Source organism: Candidatus Melainabacteria bacterium, assembly GCA_003963305.1.
Lineage (GTDB): Bacteria > Cyanobacteriota > Vampirovibrionia > Obscuribacterales > Obscuribacteraceae > PALSA-1081.
This window is the reverse complement of sequence record RXJR01000001.1, coordinates 528790-548700: the sequence shown is the minus strand read 5'-3', so window position 1 is coordinate 548700 and position 19911 is coordinate 528790. Positions and strand designations below refer to the sequence as shown.

General features: G+C 50.5%; 17 protein-coding genes. 11 read left to right on the top strand and 6 right to left on the bottom strand.

Features of this window, described 5'->3' with window-relative positions:
- Positions 1-197 precede the first annotated feature (197 nt).
- The 7 genes from EKK48_02340 to EKK48_02310 all read left to right on the top strand — a co-directional run bounded on the left by EKK48_02340 (position 198) and on the right by EKK48_02310 (position 8258).
- The gene (locus tag EKK48_02340) at positions 198-1538 is read left to right on the top strand and encodes an aminotransferase class III-fold pyridoxal phosphate-dependent enzyme (GenBank protein RTL46196.1); all 1341 of its coding nucleotides are present in this window, start codon (positions 198-200) and stop codon (positions 1536-1538) included.
- Positions 1539-1549: 11 nt separating this feature from the next.
- Entirely contained in the window at positions 1550-1744 is a 195-nt protein-coding gene (locus tag EKK48_02335) for a hypothetical protein (protein ID RTL46195.1), read from the top strand.
- Between the two features lie 245 nt (positions 1745-1989).
- Positions 1990-2322, top strand: a complete 333-nt coding sequence (locus EKK48_02330; GenBank protein ID RTL46194.1) for a hypothetical protein — start codon at positions 1990-1992, stop codon at positions 2320-2322.
- A gap of 3 nt (positions 2323-2325) precedes the next feature.
- Positions 2326-3447: a hypothetical protein gene (locus EKK48_02325; protein RTL46193.1), complete on the top strand. Its 1122-nt coding sequence runs from the start codon at positions 2326-2328 to the stop codon at positions 3445-3447.
- Positions 3448-3456: 9 nt separating this feature from the next.
- Positions 3457-4605, top strand: a complete 1149-nt coding sequence (locus EKK48_02320; GenBank protein RTL46192.1) for an AAA family ATPase — start codon at positions 3457-3459, stop codon at positions 4603-4605.
- Positions 4602-7091, top strand: coding sequence for a hypothetical protein (locus EKK48_02315; GenBank protein RTL46191.1), 2490 nt, complete (start codon positions 4602-4604; stop codon positions 7089-7091). Before EKK48_02320 ends, EKK48_02315 begins: the two co-directional genes overlap by 4 nt.
- Positions 7092-8258 (top strand): VWA domain-containing protein, encoded by a 1167-nt coding sequence (locus EKK48_02310; GenBank protein RTL46190.1) that lies wholly within the window; start codon positions 7092-7094, stop codon positions 8256-8258.
- 133 nt (positions 8259-8391) lie between these two features.
- Here EKK48_02310 and EKK48_02305 read toward each other — a convergent pair whose 3' ends face one another.
- Positions 8392-8823 (bottom strand): low molecular weight phosphotyrosine protein phosphatase, encoded by a 432-nt coding sequence (locus EKK48_02305; GenBank protein RTL46189.1) that lies wholly within the window; start codon positions 8821-8823, stop codon positions 8392-8394.
- Positions 8824-9284: 461 nt separating this feature from the next.
- Here EKK48_02305 and EKK48_02300 point away from each other — a divergent pair, with 461 nt between their 5' ends.
- On the top strand, positions 9285-10208 hold the full coding sequence (locus tag EKK48_02300; protein RTL46188.1) for a type II secretion system F family protein: 924 nt from the start codon (positions 9285-9287) through the stop codon (positions 10206-10208).
- Here EKK48_02300 and EKK48_02295 read toward each other — a convergent pair.
- From EKK48_02295 to hutH, 3 genes are all read right to left on the bottom strand, one after another.
- Entirely contained in the window at positions 10192-10878 is a 687-nt protein-coding gene (locus tag EKK48_02295) for a response regulator transcription factor (GenBank protein ID RTL46187.1), read from the bottom strand. The two genes, EKK48_02300 and EKK48_02295, sit on opposite strands and share 17 nt — an antisense overlap.
- A 57-nt stretch (positions 10879-10935) precedes the next feature.
- Entirely contained in the window at positions 10936-12468 is a 1533-nt protein-coding gene (locus EKK48_02290; protein ID RTL46186.1) for a HAMP domain-containing histidine kinase, read from the bottom strand.
- Positions 12469-12580: 112 nt separating this feature from the next.
- Positions 12581-14200 (bottom strand): histidine ammonia-lyase, encoded by a 1620-nt coding sequence (gene hutH / locus EKK48_02285; GenBank protein ID RTL46185.1) that lies wholly within the window; start codon positions 14198-14200, stop codon positions 12581-12583.
- Positions 14201-14569: 369 nt separating this feature from the next.
- On the opposite strand from hutH, the gene EKK48_02280 reads away from it, so the two are divergent.
- From EKK48_02280 to EKK48_02270, 3 genes are all read left to right on the top strand, one after another.
- Positions 14570-16237, top strand: coding sequence for a hypothetical protein (locus EKK48_02280; protein ID RTL46184.1), 1668 nt, complete (start codon positions 14570-14572; stop codon positions 16235-16237).
- A gap of 27 nt (positions 16238-16264) precedes the next feature.
- On the top strand, positions 16265-17170 hold the full coding sequence (locus EKK48_02275; GenBank protein RTL46183.1) for an NAD-dependent epimerase/dehydratase family protein: 906 nt from the start codon (positions 16265-16267) through the stop codon (positions 17168-17170).
- Between the two features lie 63 nt (positions 17171-17233).
- Entirely contained in the window at positions 17234-17596 is a 363-nt protein-coding gene (locus tag EKK48_02270) for a hypothetical protein (GenBank protein ID RTL46182.1), read from the top strand.
- Between the two features lie 80 nt (positions 17597-17676).
- Here EKK48_02270 and EKK48_02265 read toward each other — a convergent pair whose 3' ends face one another.
- Positions 17677-18363 carry a hypothetical protein gene (locus EKK48_02265; protein ID RTL46181.1) on the bottom strand — a complete coding sequence of 229 codons (687 nt, stop codon included), beginning with the start codon at positions 18361-18363 and terminating at the stop codon, positions 17677-17679.
- A complete protein-coding gene (lnt, locus tag EKK48_02260) occupies positions 18348-19898 on the bottom strand; it encodes an apolipoprotein N-acyltransferase (GenBank protein ID RTL46180.1) in 1551 nt (516 codons plus the stop codon). The genes EKK48_02265 and lnt overlap by 16 nt, the downstream gene beginning before the upstream one ends.
- Between the last annotated feature and the right edge of the window lie 13 nt (positions 19899-19911).

The window sequence follows — 19911 nt, the reverse complement described above, 5'->3', positions numbered from 1 at the left end:
TCACTCAAATTTTCATTAGCGTGAGTTGCCGTTTCCGCTAAATGATAGTCGCGTAGCTATCTGCTCTTAACTATTCGAACAACAAGGTCAGTGGTTGTGACACTGAGCATGGTGCTCGTTGTTGCGTCTTATACATCGACCTGTTTGCGAACAGTTCGTCTCGTCACGCCCATCCCAGCAAAGGACTGGTTATTTATATGGCTCTTTATAGAAAAGAAGATTCGGTCAAAAGATTTCCCAAAGTACAACGTGGTTCAGATCACTATGAAGTTATCGCCGGTCAAGCTCTCGAAAATTCAATCGAGCACTTGAACCACGCCTACGGTCAGAAGTTGTGCGGTGCTGAAGGTGCCGTAGAGTTCCGTGACGAAGGTGTATATACATACGATAACCACGGCAAACAATATTTGGATTGTCTCGGTGGCTACGGAATTTTCAACGTCGGACATCGTCACCCGCGTGTCATCGCAGCAGTGAAAGCGCAGTTGGATCAAGTCTGTTTGCACAGTCAGGACCTGCTCAATCCCTGGGCTGCCCATCTTGCCAAACAGCTCGCAGCTATCGCGCCTGGTGATTTGAAGTATTCGTTTTTCTGCAACAGCGGTACCGAAGCCGTTGAGGGTGCTCTCAAACTGGCTCGACTTTATACCGGTAAAACTGAAGTGATTTCCACTCGCAACGCCTACCATGGCGTCAGCATGGGCGCTCTCTCTGCTACAGGCAGAGACGTGTTCAGAAAACCATTCGAACCGCTTTTGAATGGATTCACTCATGTGCCGTTCGGTGACATCGAAGCTTTAGAAGAAGCGATTGGCAAGAACACTGCTGCTGTAATCATCGAACCGATTCAAGGTGAAGGTGGTATCAACGTTCCTGCTGTTGGTTACTTGCGCAAAGTTCGTCAATTGACCAGGAAAAAAGGCGTACTTCTTATCCTCGACGAAGTACAGACTGGTATGGGTCGCACCGGTCGCATGTTCGCTTGTGAACATGAGGGTGTTGTGCCGGATATTCTCTGTCTGGCCAAGGCTCTGGGCGGCGGAGTGATGCCAATTGGCTGCTTCATGTCGACTTCGAAAATTTGGAAGGTACTGGAGCCGAATCCAAGCATCCATAACTCTACTTTCGGTGGCAATCCGCTCGCTTGTACAGCTGCCTCTGCTTGTATCGAAGTGTTGATGGAAGAGCATCTTCCTGCTCGTGCCGCAGTTATGGGCAATGTCTTCATGCGCGAGTTGAATAACTTGTGTGAAAGATACCCCAAGCACCTTGCCGAAGTACGTGGTCGCGGTCTGCTTATCGGTCTGGAGTTCCAGTCGAAAGAAGTTCGTGAAAAGGTTCAAGTTGAATTGTTCCATCGCGGTGTTTTGGTTGCGGCAACTATGAACTCCAACCGTACTGTTCGAATTGAACCGCCTCTGATTATCACTGAGGCCCAGATCAAGTTCATGATTCAAACACTCGAATCCATCCTTGTTGACATGGGTGATCCAGAGCCTGAAGTTGTTACGAAAAAACGTAAGAAAAGAGCGAAATAAGGAATAAGGCAATGTTTAACACAGAAACCTCGAGCTTTCTCAATAGCCAAATTCGTCGCAGCACCAAATCTGGTGATACGGAGCAAGCCATGGCTCAGATGAGACGTTTTCTCGAACTGGAAAGACAGACCAGGTCGTCGGCTCTAGTAAAAGCCACCGAGAGCTTCTCAAATGTTAGAAAGTTGCCGGTCCTGAAAGCTCTTTAGAAGCTTCCGTGATAACCAGCGTCTTGTGACTTGAAATTGTCAGCAACAACCGTAAAGCCGGGTCCTTTCAGGGCTCGGTTTTGCTATTGGCGGGGCAAAATTAAACGTTACCGGAGGCGCTTGTTATCCCCATCTGCTGGGTATCTATTCTCAGAAGGTCAAGCGGGCAGCCGCTATGAAGTATTTGAGAAACTCTAGCTGCGCCGGGAAGCAGCGATGTTCAGAAATGTGCGGAGGCAGCATTAGTGCAGGAAGTGCAAGAAGTCGTGCAGACAATCGAAAGATTGCAGCATAGCTTTGAAGACCTGGCGATTCGTGGGCTTCGCTCTTGCGGCCCGGACCAGCTGCAGGTTTTATCGGCTCTGCATGAAGAACTGGATCGTATCGGAGCGGCGCATTTGGCAGGACGTCTGGAGGATTTGATCGAGAAAGTTCGCAACGATGATCGCGGCTCGGCGCGAGCCCTGATGCGCGCGCAGGCAAGTCTTAGAGTTTTTGAGAGGTTGGTGACACTGGAAGCTGTGGAACGCGAGATGACGCTTCTGCAACAGGTACTTTCTGAAAGTGAGGATCTGTAGATCATGAAGATCGGGCAGGTCGATAAGCAGAAGTTAGCGCCATTGCTTGAGGAACTTTCCAAAGCCATCGAAGACCTGCTGCTTACAGGTTTGACGACCGCTTCCGACTCGACGAGACAAACCTTGAATGTGTCGTTTCAGGAAGCCTCCAGGCTGGGCTTACTGCGCTTAGGAAGCACGCTCAGGGTGGCTTGTGAAGAGTTGACCCGCTACACAAAAAATCAGGAAGATTTTTCGCGGCAACGTTTTGCTTTTTTCCTCAATCGGGCCTGGCTGATCAGTCGAGGCCTCGCCATCGCGCTGAAGGAAGGCAATGACTCAGAATTCGAGCGTTTGAGCTGGACGCCTTCTTCGACGCCAGTTGGGCAAATGGAGGTCGTCTGCCTGGGCGTAAGCAAAAAAATAGTACCGAACACTTTCTGCGCATTTGATTTTCGCTTGAGAGTTTTGAGCACAGATAGTGCTCACCTGCCAATCGGGCAGAAATTGATCTGGTCTTCGATTTTTCCAATCAAACCAGAGGCGGGTGTTCCTGCTGAAGGCTATCTGCATCTGCCGCAAAAGCAAAAATTCAAGGCTATCGATTTTATGAAGGGCACAAAAATTTTGATCAAAGATGCTGGTGTCGCCCTGGAAAAGTCAGGCACCGGGCGATTGAGTTTGCTTGAAAAAAGCACGATTTCTAAAGGAGATATTTTTGAGGATTGGGCGCAATACACAGCCACCTGGGACCCATTGGCTGCCCTGGAGCGCCTTCAATCGCATCCCCCCGGTCCTCTCGATCTGGATATCGAATTGCAAGAAGAAATCGTGTTGCACGATTGGAAAATTGATTTGCCTATAGAGGACGGAAACGATTTTAAGCACACCTATCCGATCATGTACAAGAATGTCATTTTCAGAGGGGTAGTGCCCAGGGGTGCGGATGGTGTGGAGCTTGATGATACTCTGCACAGAATGTTAACGGTAAAAGTTCCGCCACCAATGTTTGCTTTGTTGCACTACGAGCGGTGCCGATTGACATTGCAGCCGCTCTCTATTTTCGGGTCGAAAGGACCGGAGTATATGAATATCAGCGATAGAAATGTTGATCCGGCAGCTCTTTTAAAAGTGATGAAGTTTTAGGAGGTTTTCATGGCAAAGAATGGTGGCAACGGCGACGATAAGCCGGATCAAGTACGGGAACCGGCTGAGATTCGTCATGCAGATCAACTCGAAGCTCTCAAACAAAACGACCCTGATGCGCCGCCAAAACCATGGCTTCTCTCACCGCGCTCGGTGCTCACCTATATCGTCGGCGGAAAAACATTGAAGGCCAAGATTGGTGGAAAGAGCGTTGATGTTCCTATCACGAGAAAATTTTTCGGAGACGATAGTATCGTCGAGCGGTCGATTGTTACCCTTGCCTCCGAGCGCGCTTTGCTCTTAGTCGGCGAGCCCGGTACGGGGAAAAGCTGGCTCTCTGAGCACCTTGCCGCAGCCATCAGTGGCAATTCTACTCTCACTATTCAGGGCACCGCCGGTACTACCGAAGAGCATATCAAATACTCCTGGAATGTTGCCCGTGTCATCGCCGAAGGACCAAACCTGCAAAACTTGATTCCCTCTCCGACAATGGTGGCGATGCGAGATGGAAGCTTGTTGCGATTCGAGGAAATTACTCGCTGTGTTCCCGACGTGCAAGATGCTCTCGTCTCCATCCTTTCGGATAAAGCTGTTGCTATTCCGGAGTTGCCTGACGCTAACATGGTTTGGGCACAGCGCGGTTTTAACATTATCGCTACCGCTAACACCCGCGACCAGGGCGTCAACGAACTCTCCGCCGCGTTGAAGAGACGTTTCAACTACATTTATATTCCGATTATCGCCGATCAGAAAACTGAAGTTCAGGTTGTGCAACAGCGTTCGACCGAGCTTCTCGAGCGTTATGACATGCCTGTGCGTGTGCCTGAACCTGTGGTCGAGCTCTTAACTACGATTTTTCGGGAAATTCGAGACGGTAAAACAGCAGATGGTGTCAGTTTGAAGAAACCATCGACGACTCTGTCGACCGCAGAAGCTATCAGTATCGCACTTGACGCAGCACTGCATGCGCGATTCTTTGGTTCGGGTCAAATTACACCCCGTCATGTTGCTCGCAACCTGGCTGGTTCGATCGTGAAAGAGAATCTGGAAGACCTGGCTGTGCTGAAAGAGTATGTTGTATTGGTCGCGAAGAAGCGTGCCGCAGGCAATAAAGAATGGCAGGAATTTCATGATGAGATGCTGGCTGCATTAAAATGAAGATTTCTCCTGACACCACTGATGATGCGCTTGCTGTTGTTGCCGAGCAGATTGAAATTGATGTGCAGGGCATCAAAAATTCTGTTGACCGCGTGCTGTCCGAATCCCTTTTCTGGTTTCCGGTAAGGCACCACTCGCCGACTGTGGCTAAGTATTTGCAAGACGCTATTCAGCGCCGCAAACCGAAGATGCTTTTCATCGAAGGACCGGCTGAAGCCAATGAGTTGATTCGCTATGTTGTTGATGCAGCTACCAGACCGCCGATTGCAATCTACACTTCTTATCGTGATGATGACAACGTGCTTGGTCTTTCAGGCATCGTCAGCGCCTCTCCTGATATTCCAGCCCGATTCGCTTCCTGGTATCCGCTGCTTCCATATTCACCCGAATACGTAGCGATGTTGCTTGCCAAAAAGCTTGGAATCGCTGTGAAATTTATGGACCTTCCGCACTATGCCCTGATTAAGCCTGCCAGTGCAGTCCCCGATGCCGCTGACACTGCGGCTGATGAGCAGCCCGACGACAAAAATAAAGCGCCGGAAGGAAAAAATCGATCGGAAAATTTGATGCTTGAAAGCAGTTTCTATCAACGCCTCGCTGGTGTAGCCGGATATCGCACATTCAATGAAGCCTGGGACAGTCTTTTTGAGATTCGTGACTTCCAGGATGATATGGAATTTTTTCGGCGCGAGGTGGCTACGTTTTGCGCAGCTTCTAGAGCTACTGCCAGTCCTGAGCAGATGGAACTCGACGGTACGCTCGCCCGTGAGCGCTTCATGCTCAAGACGATTCGAGAGACAATGCAAGCTGAAAATTTGAAGCCGGAAGAGTGTATGGTGATCTGCGGCGGCTTTCATCTCTTTCTGGATGCTTGTGACAGCCTTGCTCCACCGGAGTGTCCGGCTGGAACAGTTTATAAAACGGTTGTGCCGTATTCCTTCTTCCGTTTCTCTGAATTGTCTGGCTATGGTGCGGGTAATCGCGCGCCTCAGTTCTATCAAACGCTCTGGGATCTGCGCAGTCATTCTCGGGAGCGCGACTTGTTGATAGAGCACGTTGTGGCGATTCTCAAGCAAGCGCGCAAAGAGGGCGAGCCGTTATCTTCGGCTGATGCAATTTCTACCTGTCAGCATGCCGAGATGCTGGCTCGTTTGCGCGGCCGGGCCACTCCGATACTGGATGACATTCATGACGCCGTCATAACTTGTTGTTGCAAAGGCGACCCTGACGATGTGGGTGGGCACTTGCTCAAAGCCATGACACATGCCGACATCGGCACCAGGATTGGGCGCGTCACAGATGCTCTTGGACAGCTGCCGATAGTCGACGATTTCTATAAGCAGATGAATGATCTGAAACTGGATGAATGTATGGCAAGAGAGCAGTTGATCAAGCTCAAGATTGACAAGCGAAAAGAACTCGAGAATAAACAATCGATTTTTCTTCATCGAGTCGGTTGGCTCGAGATCGGGTTGGCTAATCTTCTTGAAGCGCCATCAGGAGATTTTGCAGGCGGCACTCTCTTTATGGAACGCTGGGGCTTGAAGTGGTCGCCCAACGTCGAAGCTAAATTGATTGAACGCAACCTTTATGGTGACACAATCGAATCAGCCGCGATGGCCCGCTTTCGCGAGATGATGGCGTTTGAGGAGACTAATGCTGGTCAAGCGAGCAAGTTGCTCGTTGACGCTATTCACATGGACCTGCCCAACATTATTCAAGAAGTGGAGGAGGTGTTGGGCAGCGCTATAGACAGCGACAACAGATTCCCTTCACTGGCACAAGCGCTATCTAACCTGGTCATTTTGGAACGATACGCGATTTATCGAAACCTGCGCAAAGGATTTGTCGACGATTTGCTCGAGCGTTGTTTTGACCGGGCTTGTTTTTCAGTCATTGAAACAATTGCCGTGCCTGAAGAGCAGCAAGCGGCTGTTGTGTCTGGGCTGCTCACTATCGCAGAAATAGTTCAGCGTGGAGATCGACCCGAACTTGATAAGGATCTTTTTGTCGAGCACGTGAGGAATGCCGCCAATCTCTGTGACGTGCCTTTTCTGCGTGGTGTGTTTTTGGGCGTGCTGACTGAAATGCGAATCAACTCGACAGAAGATCTGGCGCGGGAATTATCAGCGCTGGCAAAGGCGCCTGTCGAAATTATGATTACGGCTGGTGATTTCCTGGATGGAATCATGGCAGCTTCGCGAACTTCAATAATGTTGGGAGCCAGTTCTCTGATCGCGGCTGTAGATGAGTTGCTGCGCGTCTCTGAGTGGGAGCCCTTCTTGACTATGGCTCCTAAAATGCGCGCTGCCTTTGAACGCTTGCATGATTCGCAGAAAGAGAGCGTTGCAGATACCGTGGCAAAGCTTTATGGTCTGAAGGATTCGGATTCGATAATGGAATTGCGCACCTCGCTTGAAGGCGCCGCCATGATAGTCGAAATCGACAGTCGCGTTGCCCAAATAATGTCTAAATGGGATTTTTAAATGACAGATCTGAACGATAGCGAACGACATACTCTCGCCCGTTGGCGGCTGGTGCTCGGTAAATCAGCCGAGCAGCATGGTATCGCATGTAGTGGTGATGATGATTGCTCTGCTGTTGCTCCTCTGTTGGGTTACTTGTTTGGCGATGATGGTGAAAGTGCCGGCACGGGTGCGGTCGGTGATCGGGGCGGCAAGGCAAAGTCTCGCCAGGGCGGTAGAGGACGCACTCAGTTGACTGTGCCCAACTGGGTTGACCAGGTAACGGAACTTTTTCCGCATAAAGCACGGGAAGTGTTGGAAAAAGAGCTCATTCAACGGCGCGGTTTGAATGAGATCCTCAATGAGCCAAAGCTGCTGGATAAAGTCGAGCCCAACGTCGACATTGTCAAAACTTTGCTGACGCACAAGCATTTGCTTAATCCCGAGACTCGCGTTCTGGCAAGAAAACTGATCGATAAAGTCGTCAATCAAGTGAAGGAGAAGTTGCGTTTACAGATTGAACAGGCAATCTCGGGTGCGATTCGTCGCGATCGGCATTCGCCTCGCAAGGTCTATCGAAATCTGGATTTGAAAACGACAATACGACGCAATTTGCATAATTACAGTGCTGAGCACAGACGATTGCTTGTCGATAGATTGTATTTTTTCGCCGCTGAACGCAAAAAGCGCCCCTGGCACATAATAGTCACTGTCGATCAGTCTGGGTCGATGCTTGATTCGGCAATTTTCTCCGCCATCATGGCTTCTATTTTTGCTGAACTGCCATCGATAAAAACATCACTGGTTTTATTCGATACACAGGTCGTTGATCTTTCCGGTCAGGTGGGGCAACCTGTAGACGTTCTTCTGTCCATAAATTTGGGTGGCGGTACTGATATCACATCTGCTTTGCAATACAGTCAACAGCTGGCACGAGAACCGGCTCGAACGATTGTCGTTTTGATCACTGACTTTTACGAGGGGCGTCCCGAAAACGATCTGGTTCGACAGGTGCTGGCAATGTCTCAGTCCGGCATCCGCATGATCGGGCTGGGAGCGCTTGGCTTCAATGCCCGTCCCGAGTACAACAAGCAGACGGCAAAAAAATGCCGGAAAGCCGGGATGGACATCCTCGTTTGTACACCTGAGGAACTAGCTGAGTGTATGGCGCGAATTATTCGCGGCTGAAACTCTGACCCGTTTATTTGTGCCTGGTCAATCTGCTGCAGTTCATCCAGCGGAAACACTGGTTGAAGCGGCTAATCTGCTGACCAAAATTTTGTCCTTATGCCCAAATTCTTGCCAGGTATCACATTCGGTGCTAATACTTTTCAACTAAATTTTCAATAGACTCTTTAATGAGCTTGAATGCCTCGCGAAATTCCTTTTCGGTCCCCTGATACGGATCTTTAATGTCGCCGACTCCCCGCAAAAGCCTGATTTTATTTTTGTGCTCAGGGCTGGCAATTTTTTCCAGAAGTCGAATATTGTGCCCGTCCATAGCCAAGATGATGTCGAAGCGATCCAAATCATCTTTCCGGATCTGACGGGCTCGATGCGAAGTAATGTCAAGTCCATTTTCTCGAGCAACGGCGATGGCGCGGTAATCGGCCGCTTTATCGGCGTTCCAGTCCATAAGTCCGACAGACTCGACATTGCCTGTGATTGCCCGCTCTTTATAGAGCTGCTTGAGGATGCCTTCTGCCATGGGCGAGCGACAAATGTTTCCAAGACATACAAATAACACGTTCATGACAACCTCCTGAATAAGCTTCCGGTTGATGTTTTCTGGCAGAGTTTGCTTCAAGCTTACTGCCTCATGTCGTTTAGTGTTGAGTGGGGTAGCTTGATGATGTAGAGTTGTTAGAAGTTCTCTAGTTTCTGAAGTTGTTTTTAAGGGGAGATCAAAATCATGCCGGAACCATTTAACAGCCCATTAGTTTTGACATGCGTCTTAGCGATGCCTTTGGCGATCATCGGTCTTGCCGTTTACTGGAAGAAGTTGAAAGTCAAAAAAGAAGAAGCTGGCAAACAATAATCCAGCTATTCGGCGAGAAGGATGGATTCTTACTAGGCCTGGAGATCCCGAAATGGATTCTCTGCGCCCCGCATAGAAGCTGTTCAACGAAAACTCAACAAGTCTGAAGCAATCCTTCAGCATCCTTTTTCTACGATGCGAAAAGCACCCAGAGCTTTCCAATTCGAGGAAAAAAGATGTGGTATTTCAGTCTTAGCTTTTTGTTGTTCGCTGTTGTCCTGGCGGCCGCGCTGCTTGCAGTGCAGCCGCTTTTCGTTCAGTATGTCGAGAGTTATGCAGTGCGCGTGCGCCCCCGTAGGGCGGCAGTCGAACTGGCTACTATCCAGCCAAAAGACTCGACCATACTGCTTTTCTGTCGTGCCATCGGCGACGCCACATTACGCGCCTTTCCTGCAGTCATGGATGCGCGTACCCTGGCATTGTTGACAGTCGCCAACTACCGCAGCGAGGCGCACCTGGCTACCTATGCGGGCATACGCGTTTTAGTGACGGGCTGCTGTTTGCTGTTCTGTATTTTTTGCGCACCCGGAAATGCTGCGGCTCTCTTGCTTGCTGCTCCTGCTGCTGTCATGTCATGGCTGCTGCCGAATTTTTTCCTGGCTTCCCGAGCCAAAAATCGGCAGGGGCAAATTTTGCGCGAACTACCGGTGGTAATAGACCTGATGCTTGTTTGTGCTCAAGCCGGTGTTGGTTTACTCAGTGCCATTGAGAAGATCAGCAAGGAGACTGAGGACACTTGCCCCATCATCAGTGCCGAGATGCAACAGTTGATTCAGGAGGTCAAGGTCTTTGCCAAGACTGCCGGAACAGCCTTTCGCAACATGGCAGATCGCTGTGGTGTTGATGAGTTGAGCAGTCTTGCCGCAGCACTGGTCGCAGCTGAGCAGAAGGGCGCCGACATTTCCTTTCCGCTCAAACAACAGGCGCAAGCGATTCGAGATCGTTTGAAGCGCAAAAAGGAAGAAGAGGCGGCGAAAGTGCCTGTGAAAATGGTGCCCGTGATCATGATATTTGTCATGCCATTGATTCTCGTACCAATGTTAGGACCGGCGATCTACACGACTTATATGATGCTGGCACCGATCATGGGTGTGAAGTGACGAGCTTGTAGCCTACACCATGGACAGTGGCAATGACGGGATCGTCTTCGGACGCTCCCAATTTGCTTCTCAGGCGAGTTATGTATGACCGAATCGTCTCTGGTGAAGAATCGGTCGTCGAAGGCCAGACACGCTGAATGAGAGCTTCTGCACTGAAGACTTGATTGGGATGTCTGACAAAAAATTCCATCAAGGCGAATTCTTTGGGAAGCAAATTTATTTCGATGTCGTTTTTCGTAATGCGGTGTTCTTTGATATAGAGACTGATGTTTCCAACTGTCAATATGCTGCTGTTTGCTGCCTGACCGACACCTCGACGTATCATCGCGTTGGCACGCAGGACCAGTTCTCGAAAGTGGAATGGCTTGCATAGATAATCATCTGCACCGGCTTCAAAACCCAACTCTTTGTCATCGATGGTGCGATTTCCCGTCAACATCAGCACAGGCGTGTTGCCCCCATGCTGTCTGAACGTTCTGCAAACGTCGATGCCGCTCAGACCGGGCAAATTGAGATCCAAAATGATCAGGTCATATTCGTACAGGCGAAGTTGATTGAGTGCCTCCGGTCCGCTTTGAACGCAGTCTACCAGGCATTCGTTGGCGGTCAGAGAGTCTCTGATCAGGTCGGACAATTCTTTGTGATCTTCAACCACAAGAATTTTTGCCATCACTCACCTTGCTTAGACGGGGTCTGAATTTCTGCGTTGTTCAAGCTTCTGTTTTGCCTACACTGGTTTCTGCATAACCGTTTCACGACTTTCAACTTTAATCGATTGCTGAGCGGCTTGAGTGAGCGTAATCCAGAAAGAGCAACCGCCGTTCGGGTTTGGGTCGACTCCAATTCCTCCACCGTGATTCTCCACGATCGCCTTGCAAATTGCCAGTCCCAGTCCGATTCCTCTTTCATTTTTAGCGTCTGTCTTATCAACTTGTTTGTAGCGGGCGAATATTTCTTCTTTCTTGTCCGGCGAAATGCCTCTGCCTTGATCGTTGACACGCAGTTCTATTTTTCCGTTATCAATCTGTTTGACCGTAACGGTTATTTTGCTGCCGTCTGGTGAGAATTTGATGGCGTTTGAGAGTAAATTGACAAGCACCTGAGTGAGCCTGTCTTCATCAGCCATGACTTCCAGATCGGTGCCGGCAAAATCGACTGCGATTTGCTTGTAGACGGCAAATCCTTCCAGATTGGCGATTGAGCGGTTGACCGCGGACTGAAGAGAGACAGGCTCAAGCTCGATTTTCAAATTGCTGTTTTCGATCTTCTCTATATCGAGCAGTTCGTTTGCTAGATGAGTTATTCTCTCGATGCTTTTTTCAGCCACTCGTGCTTTTTTTATTCCCACTTCCGAGATCTCGCCATATACGCCATCTGCCAGGAGTGTGAGTGTTCCTTGCACCGAACTCAGTGGCGTGCGTAAATCGTGACCGATCATCGCAACGAACTCTTTCTTTACACGTTCGGCTTCCTCTCGCTCAGCTCTCGTGCTTGTGATGGTATTGGCCATGAGGCGGAAAACTTTGTCCAGGTGCGCGATTTCATCGTCTCCACCGACGGGCTCGAGCAACTCTTTATTATGCGCCAACCGCTCCGCATTCGATACCAGCACGAGAAGCCGTCGTACTACATTTTGGCTGAAGTATAAAACAATCAGGGGGCAGACCAGAATATTTGCCGCCAAAAGCCAGGCTAGAAACTGTTGCACCATTCTGTCGTGCAGTTTGGCTGCATTCGGGTCGGTTGGCAGTGCGGCAGCATGTTTTTCAACCAACTTATTCAAGCTCTCGATCGCCTTTTCCAGTTCGATTGCAAGTTGCTTGTTTTTGTCGCTATTTGCCTGGTTCGATTGAATCGAAATTTGATCGATTGTCTTCAGTGATTCAGTTGCTACAGGCAGTGTGTCCGACAGCATCTCTTCATAATTTTTGTTGCTTTTGCTCAGCTCTATGAGTTTATCTACATCGGCATGCAGCTGTTTAACAGAGTTGTTCAGTCTGTCTTTTTCAAGTTTGTCGATCTGGAAATTGTTTTCCGCTGCCAACAGATTGCTTTTGAAGTTGAGGCAATCTCCTGCAAGTTTGCTTATGCATACTGACGAAATGGCGCTGCGCTCAATGTTTCGTCGTTGCAAGAATGATTGTTGCAGCTCTGAATTGAGACCGCAGGCGATGATGAATCCAAATAGCAGGGGCACTGACACGAGTATCAGTGCGCTGTGAATGAGCTTCAGCCTTGGTCTAAAATTTGGCATGTTCATTTTGCCATTATGCCACTCGGTCGCTGACTTGAGCAGGCGTATTTCGCGCCAGATTCTTCTTTCAACGAATTTTCAACAAATGATCAACGAACTTTCAACAATAAAGAACAGATCAGTTGAGAGGACCTATCTCGTCTTCAACCGCTTCCAGAAGACTTCCGGATGCAATCAGTTGTTCGGCAAATTTGATATCGACGCTCAGATCGCGATCTTGAGCAAGGTGAGAAATATGTTTTCGAACAAAATCGTAAGCCACTCTCACACCTGTGCCGGGATGCATGCCGGCAGTATCATGGCAAAAAGTAGGCATGTCGTTGTCGTCTGTCGTTACGTACGCACTGGTTCTCAAATCAAGTCCCTGACAGGCGCAAAGCAATTCGATGGCCAGTACGTGACGGAGATTTTTCATGATCTCACGCGCTTTGCGCGCTCCGATTGTGCCCATAGAGACGTGATCTTCCTGATTGGCTGATGTCGGAATCGAATCTACGCTGGCCGGATGCGCTAGAGATTTGTTTTCGGAAACCAGAGCCGCTGCTGTGTATTGGGCGACCATGAAACCTGAATTGAGCCCGCCTCTGCGAGTCAGGAAAGCCGGCAGCCCGTTCGACAGCGCCGGATTAACCAGGCGCTCTGTTCGGCGCTCAGAGATATTTGCCAGTTCTGCCAATGCCACTGCCACGTAATCCATCACGAGCGCCAGAGGCTGCCCGTGGAAATTTCCTCCGGATAGGACACAATCATCGAAAACGAGCGGGTTATCGGTGGCTGAATTAATCTCTATTTCCAGCACGTGGCGGGCGTGCGCGAATGCTGTGCGCGATGCTCCATGCACTTGCGGCATGCAGCGCAGAGAGTACGCATCCTGCACCATCGGGCAATTGGCATGACTGTCCATCAAAGCCGAATCTTGAAGAAGCTTACGAAGATTGGCTGCCGAAGCCAGTTGTCCTGGATGGGGGCGAGTGTTGTGAATTAACTCTGAAAAGGCTTTTCTCGATCCCAGCTGCGCTTCCAGTGACATAGCGCCGATGATGTCAGCCATTTTTGCCAGTCGTTCGGCCTCGAGAACTACCAGACTGCCAATGGCCGCCATAATCTGAGTGCCGTTGGTGAGAGCCAGGCCTTCTTTGGCCAGAAGCGTTACGGGCTCAAGGTTTCGACTGGCCAGAGCCTCAGAGCCGGGCAAAACAACACCATTCACCTCAGCTTCGCCCTCACCAATTAGAACCAGAGCAAGATGAGCCAGCGGTGCGAGATCGCCGCTTGCTCCGACCGAGCCTTTCTCCGGAATGCAAGGGTGTACGCCGGTGTTGAGCAGCTCCACCAGCAGTTCAACAACTTCGACGCGAATGCCGGAGAAGCCTTTAGCAAGGGCATTTGCCCTCAAAGCAACGGAAGCCCTGACTATTTCACGTTCGAGCAGCCGCCCGACGCCTGTAGCGTGACTGACGAGGAAATTCTTCTGCATCTGCATGCTGTCTTCGGGGTCGATGTAGACATCTTTAAATTTGCCGAATCCAGTGGTAATGCCGTAGACCACCTGTCTGCTCTCGAGCATTTCTTCGACAACGGCGCGACTTTTGTTGAGTTGTTTGATGGCCTGGTCGGAAAGCTTTACCGTGATGCGGTTTTTAGCGATTGCCTCCAGGTCTTCTAGAGTCAGTTTGTGCCCATCCAGAAGAATCGCGTTTTTGGTCTTTCCACCACTAGTAGCAGAGCGTGTTGCCATGTTTATCCTCTCCGGGCGAATCGCGTATAGCGCTGCTCCATGCAGCGATATCAATTGTTCCTGCCATAGCATAATCTGAATTGCGCCGGGATTGCCTGTCTTGACATCGGAAACAATGGAATAGATAGCTCGTCTGTTAACTTAACCCGGTTACCAAATTTTGCTGAGATTAGCTCTCTCTTTGCACCGTTATGGAAGCTGGAAAACCTGGTGAAAACCAGGAATCTGTGGCACTTGACGCGTGGTAAGATGACAGAGAAAGCCGACCAAAATAAGCGTTCATGACTTCTGACCAATGATCCAATGCCTGGAAGTGAGTAATCTTTAGTAGAGGTCCCGGCTCTGTTCATCTCTCGACATACGACGAAAATGAAGGGTAAGAATCAGAAACTATTAGCTCGTACGATTGGACTGGCAATGCAGTTTGCGCTTGTCGCTACTTTCTGGCAAGCTTCAATGCCTTGCTTCGCCGCCGATGCCGATAGTGCCGACCCGAATGTACCGAAGCTGGAAAAGAAGTTTTTTGAGCATACTTATCCGAAAGACCCTCTTCCGCAGCGTCTTGAACGCATTGAGAAGATGGTTTTCGGTGAAGCCAAAAGCGGTCCTGACGGCGAAAGGCTTTCCAAGTTGATTCAGGCTGTTCCCGGCTTGAACAGCGTGCCCGACGTGCCCGCGGCTGCAAGTGGCAGCAACACAACCGCGGCCGGTGACGCGCAAGACGTGCCGATGGCTCCACCGAGCAAGTCGCGTCCACCTCAGGCTGTTGCTGACGGCACTAAATACCCTCAAGTTTCAGCAATGGAGCAGCGGCTTCTCGGTAAAGAGTTTGCTTCTGAGCCAGTCGATCAACGTCTGGCGCGGCTGGAGACGAAAGTATTCGGTAAACCATCAAGCAGTACCGACCTGAGCGATCGGGTTGACGCCCTGAAAAGCAGAACCGGCGTGGATATAACCAAGCAGGTGCCCGCCGGTGCCGATTGGGCTGACGATGATGATACGTTTATGCCACCACCTACGGCGCAGCACAGAGCTCCTTCATCAACGCCGGGAGCGGACGGACGCAGCTTCAGTGGGCGTGACCTCCGCAACGATCTGAACAGCGCCTTCAATCGCTCCAATCGTTCCGGCAATTCAGACGATCAAGATGTTCCGTTCACAGGCAGTGGCAGCTACGGTCGCGGCTCATCATCGGCTTATTCCTCACCAAGCGCCAGCGGCGCATATGGTTTTGGTGGCAGTTCAACCGGTTCTTCCGGTGCTTCGGGATCTTACGGTTTTGGAGGCAGTGGCTATCAGCGCAGCACTCCACCTCGCACGGCTTATCAGAGCCCGTCAACCGCTTATCAGCCTGCACCACAGTCGGTGCCGGATATGTCTTCCGGTCTGGGGTTGAATCAACAAGTAACGGCACTCGAGCAGGAAGTCTTGAATAAGACTTACACGAAAGACCCACTGCCCGTGCGGGTTGACAGGTTGGAAACTAATATCATTCCGAAAGACAAGGTGACCTGGCAGGGCAAGCCTTTGCCGGACCGTGTCAGTCATCTCGTCAGCATCATTCCTATTTCGGCACCGAGTATGGTGAAAAATCAACGCGTTGCTCAGTCTCCTGATGCTGATATCGATCCAGACTTCCCCGACATGGCCAGCGCCGGTAATATGCCTAAACCTGCACCGCAGCGCTCCGGCGGGCTATCGAAGATCATGAATTCGCTGGGCAACATGCTTGGTGGCGGTAGTGGTTTCAGCACCGGTTACGGCATGTCTGGGAATCTCATGACCGATCCTCAAACGGGCTTATTGATGGACCCGAATTCCGGCAACTTGATTGATCCAACCAGCGGAATGGTGATCGGGCGCCGTGTCGTACAACCCAACTATGGCTACAATCCATATGGAATGGGCGGTATGGGAGGCATGGGTATGAACGGGTTCGGTAATGGCTTCTCACCTTATGGCAGTTCCTATGGTATCGGTGGCAGTGGCATAAGGATGGGTATCGGCGGCGGGCGTGTCGGTGGAATGTGGCCCTAGTTTGAGACCCTATCAGGACTTAGTCGTATGATACTTCTGCTTGGTGCTACTGGCTTGCTCGGCGGCCAGGTGTTGAGGCGTCTGGTCGATAAGAAGTATCCGACCAAGCTTTTTATTCGCGGTTCAAGTGATTGGAAAGACGCATCTATACAAAACCTCCGTCATCGCGGCGTGGATATTTCAGTGGCCGACGTTACTGATAAAGAAGCCGTTCTCTCGTCGTTGGTCGATTGCACTGCCATCATCAACATCGTTGGTTCGATGCGCCCGAGCAAAAATGTTGATTTGCAGGATCTGCATGTCAATGCTGTGCAGAATCTCGTTAACGCTTCGCAGCGACGCGGGGTGCAGCGCTTCATTCATGTCAGCTGTCTGGGTGCGTCAAGCACTGCTGCCAGCACTTACTTCAATACTAAGTGGCAATCAGAGAAGATTGTTAAAGAGGCTGAGCATTACTGGACGGTGTTTCGACCTTCTTACATGTTCGGTGAGAGGTTTCCGTTTCTTGATGTACTGATGCCGCTGATAAAATTTCGCATGTGCATGCCGGTTCTGGGTAGTGGGATGAACCAGATTCAGCCTGTCTGTGTCGACAACGTTGCCGACTGTATTGTCGACAGCATCTATCGAAAAGATTGCGCCGGGCAGACGTACGATCTTGGTGGGCCGGTAACTTACAGCATGATGCAATTTATGGAAAAGGTGAGAGCTGAGCTTGGCATCGGAGGCCCCACCTTTAACGTACCGACACCCACGGTTGCCAAAGCATCGGCGGCTCTAACCAGGCTTGTGCCTGGTTCTGCTATCAATGAGGACGTTGTAAAACTGATCATGGCCAATTCTTTTACTGACAGCAATGCCCTCGAGACGAGCTTTTCCGCAAAACCGATTGCTCTCGATCAGTGTTTCGAACGGATTATGGATACGTATTAAGCGACACGGCGAGCGGTATTGTGCTATTTTTTTGGGCGGTGAATCTACTGTTTGAGGTGCGCGATGATCAGGCTTGGCAAACCGGTAACACTCTATGAGTGGGGCGCGGGAACTAATACTCTCAACCAGATCTGGACCCCTTGCGGTAAGGGCACTTTGCAAGCCGGACCCAAAGTCAAGATGGGTGCGACCGAAGTGACTGTGCAAATTGAAGGTCAGTTCGAAAAGAAAAATACGCGCGATGACAGCATCAAGATCATGCAGCAAGGCGAAGGAATGACACCTTCATCGCAGAGATGGGGCGAGGTTGCCATGGGGCGCCTCAAGTCTGTTTCGGGCAATACTGTGGTCGTTGAAATTAAGTCGGCTATGAAAGTTGGCAAAGGCTCAGTAGTCCGTCCTGGTAAGCCTGTCAGTCCTGCTTAGGTCCAGTTCGGGTTTAGATGTCACAAGTCCAGTCCGGTCCTTGAAACGGAGTCTGGAGCCTTGAAGCGGAAAGTAACTCTCTAACCTTTGTTGTTAGTTGAGCGCTCATTGGCTGCACGGCGCTCTGCAAAAAATGATTCAGATACTGAAGTGACCGATGCGACAGCTTCTTTCTGAATGGCTTTCATGAACATCGAGCAGATTCCCTGCGGCACGATGCCCGGATCGACTTCGATTGTGTAAGTGACCCTGGTGTGGTCGCCGTCTTTGACTGGCTCCAGCGTCCAGATGCCTTCTACGGACTTGAAGTTACCATCGAGGAGCTTCCATTTGAGCGTTCCGGGACCCTTGCCAAGGTCATTGATGGTGTGCTGGCACGGTTTAATGAACAGTTGGGATTTCATCATGCTTTCGATGAATACGAGATCGCCTTCTCGCTTAGTCACTCGGCATGTTTTGATGCGCTTGAAAAGGTCAGGATACTTTGAAAAGTTGGTCAATGTCAGCCATATGACTTCTCTCGGTGCGGCAACCTCGAAACATGAGGTCGAGCGAGCCAGATGCTTCTTCTTATCTTCGTTTTCGCCTGCAGTGCCGGCTTTGGCGTCGGCGCTGACGTTCACAGGAGTTTCTTTTGAATCTTTTGCCCAGCCTGCACTGTAACTGGAGAGGAGGGCAACGAATGTCAAAGTGGCAATCAGGCCAGGGGCTGTCTTGCGCTGGAGCTGTGTTGATTTCAAAACGAAAAACCTTAAAAGATGAACCAGTGAGTAAAAGGGGTCAGCTCAGTCGAAAGGGTTACCTTTCCAGTAAGGACCAGATCTTTTTCCTGTCCCGACAGCTCTTTTATCCTGCCGTTCTGGTCAATGATAGCAGAGGGTCCCGTATTGGCTCCAAAAACAAAGCTGCGTCTGTTCTCGACTGCCCTGAAAACTGAAAAGGCGATCATTTGCTCGCCGATCATCGATCGATGAAACCACGCCAGGTCGCTGATATTGACGAGTAGCTGTCCGCCTTTTCTGACGCTTGAGGCACACAGTTCTGGTGATAACGTTTCGAAACATATCAAGGGGGCCACCTGTCCGCATGCTAACGGCAGAGCTACAGCCGTCTTGCCTGAACCGAAACCGCCGCCTGCTGGAGTGTTTGTTAAGCGCAATATCCATTCAGGCAGGTTGCGAACTGAGGCGGGAGTGTATTCTCCAAATGGCACCAGATAGCGCTTGCTGTAAACTTCGTTGACCAGCTCGCCACTGCTTGTAATACCATAGGCGGAATTGAAGGGTGTGTGATCGTGGTCATGGTACATGGCTCCTATTACCATGTCGCACTGGTGCCGTTTAGCGAACCCAGCCAGGTCAGCGACAGCGCCGACCTGATCGATGAGATAAGCGGGCAGGGCGTTTTCTGTCCATACGATCAAACCCTGAGGGCATTGCTCAAGCATTCTTGCATAGCGAATCAGCAGTTCGTCTAAGCTGTATCGATGCTTAGTGCGCTCCATCTCAATGTTGATGTTGCCCTGCAAAACCGAGACGGTGAGAGTTTCTTCTGCGTTGGCCGCGGAAAGCCTTTGAAAGCCGTAGGCGATGGTGCCAAGCAGAATGGCCGCTAGAGCGACAATGTGAATGATGGCGGTGCGCTTATCTTTTGCTTTGAGCGAACTGCCCTTGAACTTCTCGCTACTGGTGGCAATGTACGATGCAATCGTTGTGTTGCTCAAGGCAATCAGACATCCCAACCCGACACCGCCTATGATGCTTGCAATCTGAATGAGAGGCAGCTGTTTGTACTGGGAATACTCGAGCATCGACCATGGCACCCCCAGCAGATCGTGCGCATTACCGAGGAAGAAAGTGATCAACACCCAGACCACCGGCACCGTAATTAGTGCCGGCAGACGCCAGGAATTTTCCAGCCTGGTGGGGATGATACTTCCAGTCAACGGTAGTTTGCTGATTACCGCAGCGAAGACTGCGACTATGACCCCCTGTATCGTCGCCACAAATGCCCAGGCGGTGCCGGCTAGCAGCCAACCTTGCCAGCCGTTGAAGTTAAGCCAGTCAAGCGGCTGCAAGTTGAGAAACCAGTTCAGGTAGGTGAGGTTGTAGCTAAGACCGAAGCTGAATCCACGCAAGAGCGCCTGCCACAGTCCTTTGCTGGATGTGGCTGCTAGAAGTAGTGGCACAAGACCGAACCATGCCAGATACCACTGTCCAAACCCCGGCGCGGACAGTCCTAAAACTAGCCCGCAGGCGGCCAGGAGCAGAAGAATATTTGGTTCGAACGGCGGCTTGATCATAGAAAAAGCGGCA

Bases quoted from the DNA above. Each gene is read 5' to 3' on its own strand.
- EKK48_02280 (RTL46184.1), top strand. From the start codon at position 14,570: ATGAAGGGTAAGAATCAGAAACTATTAGCTCGTACGATTGGACTGGCA.
- EKK48_02270 (RTL46182.1), top strand. From the start codon at position 17,234: ATGATCAGGCTTGGCAAACCGGTAACACTCTATGAGTGGGGCGCGGGA.
- EKK48_02340 (RTL46196.1), top strand. From the start codon at position 198: ATGGCTCTTTATAGAAAAGAAGATTCGGTCAAAAGATTTCCCAAAGTA.
- EKK48_02295 (RTL46187.1), bottom strand. From the start codon at position 10,878: ATGGCAAAAATTCTTGTGGTTGAAGATCACAAAGAATTGTCCGACCTG.
- EKK48_02290 (RTL46186.1), bottom strand. From the start codon at position 12,468: ATGAACATGCCAAATTTTAGACCAAGGCTGAAGCTCATTCACAGCGCA.
- EKK48_02320 (RTL46192.1), top strand. From the start codon at position 3,457: ATGGCAAAGAATGGTGGCAACGGCGACGATAAGCCGGATCAAGTACGG.
- lnt (RTL46180.1), bottom strand. From the start codon at position 19,898: ATGATCAAGCCGCCGTTCGAACCAAATATTCTTCTGCTCCTGGCCGCC.
- EKK48_02325 (RTL46193.1), top strand. From the start codon at position 2,326: ATGAAGATCGGGCAGGTCGATAAGCAGAAGTTAGCGCCATTGCTTGAG.
- EKK48_02305 (RTL46189.1), bottom strand. From the start codon at position 8,823: ATGAACGTGTTATTTGTATGTCTTGGAAACATTTGTCGCTCGCCCATG.
- EKK48_02315 (RTL46191.1), top strand. From the start codon at position 4,602: ATGAAGATTTCTCCTGACACCACTGATGATGCGCTTGCTGTTGTTGCC.
- EKK48_02300 (RTL46188.1), top strand. From the start codon at position 9,285: ATGTGGTATTTCAGTCTTAGCTTTTTGTTGTTCGCTGTTGTCCTGGCG.
- EKK48_02335 (RTL46195.1), top strand. From the start codon at position 1,550: ATGTTTAACACAGAAACCTCGAGCTTTCTCAATAGCCAAATTCGTCGC.
- hutH (RTL46185.1), bottom strand. From the start codon at position 14,200: ATGGCAACACGCTCTGCTACTAGTGGTGGAAAGACCAAAAACGCGATT.
- EKK48_02310 (RTL46190.1), top strand. From the start codon at position 7,092: ATGACAGATCTGAACGATAGCGAACGACATACTCTCGCCCGTTGGCGG.
- EKK48_02275 (RTL46183.1), top strand. From the start codon at position 16,265: ATGATACTTCTGCTTGGTGCTACTGGCTTGCTCGGCGGCCAGGTGTTG.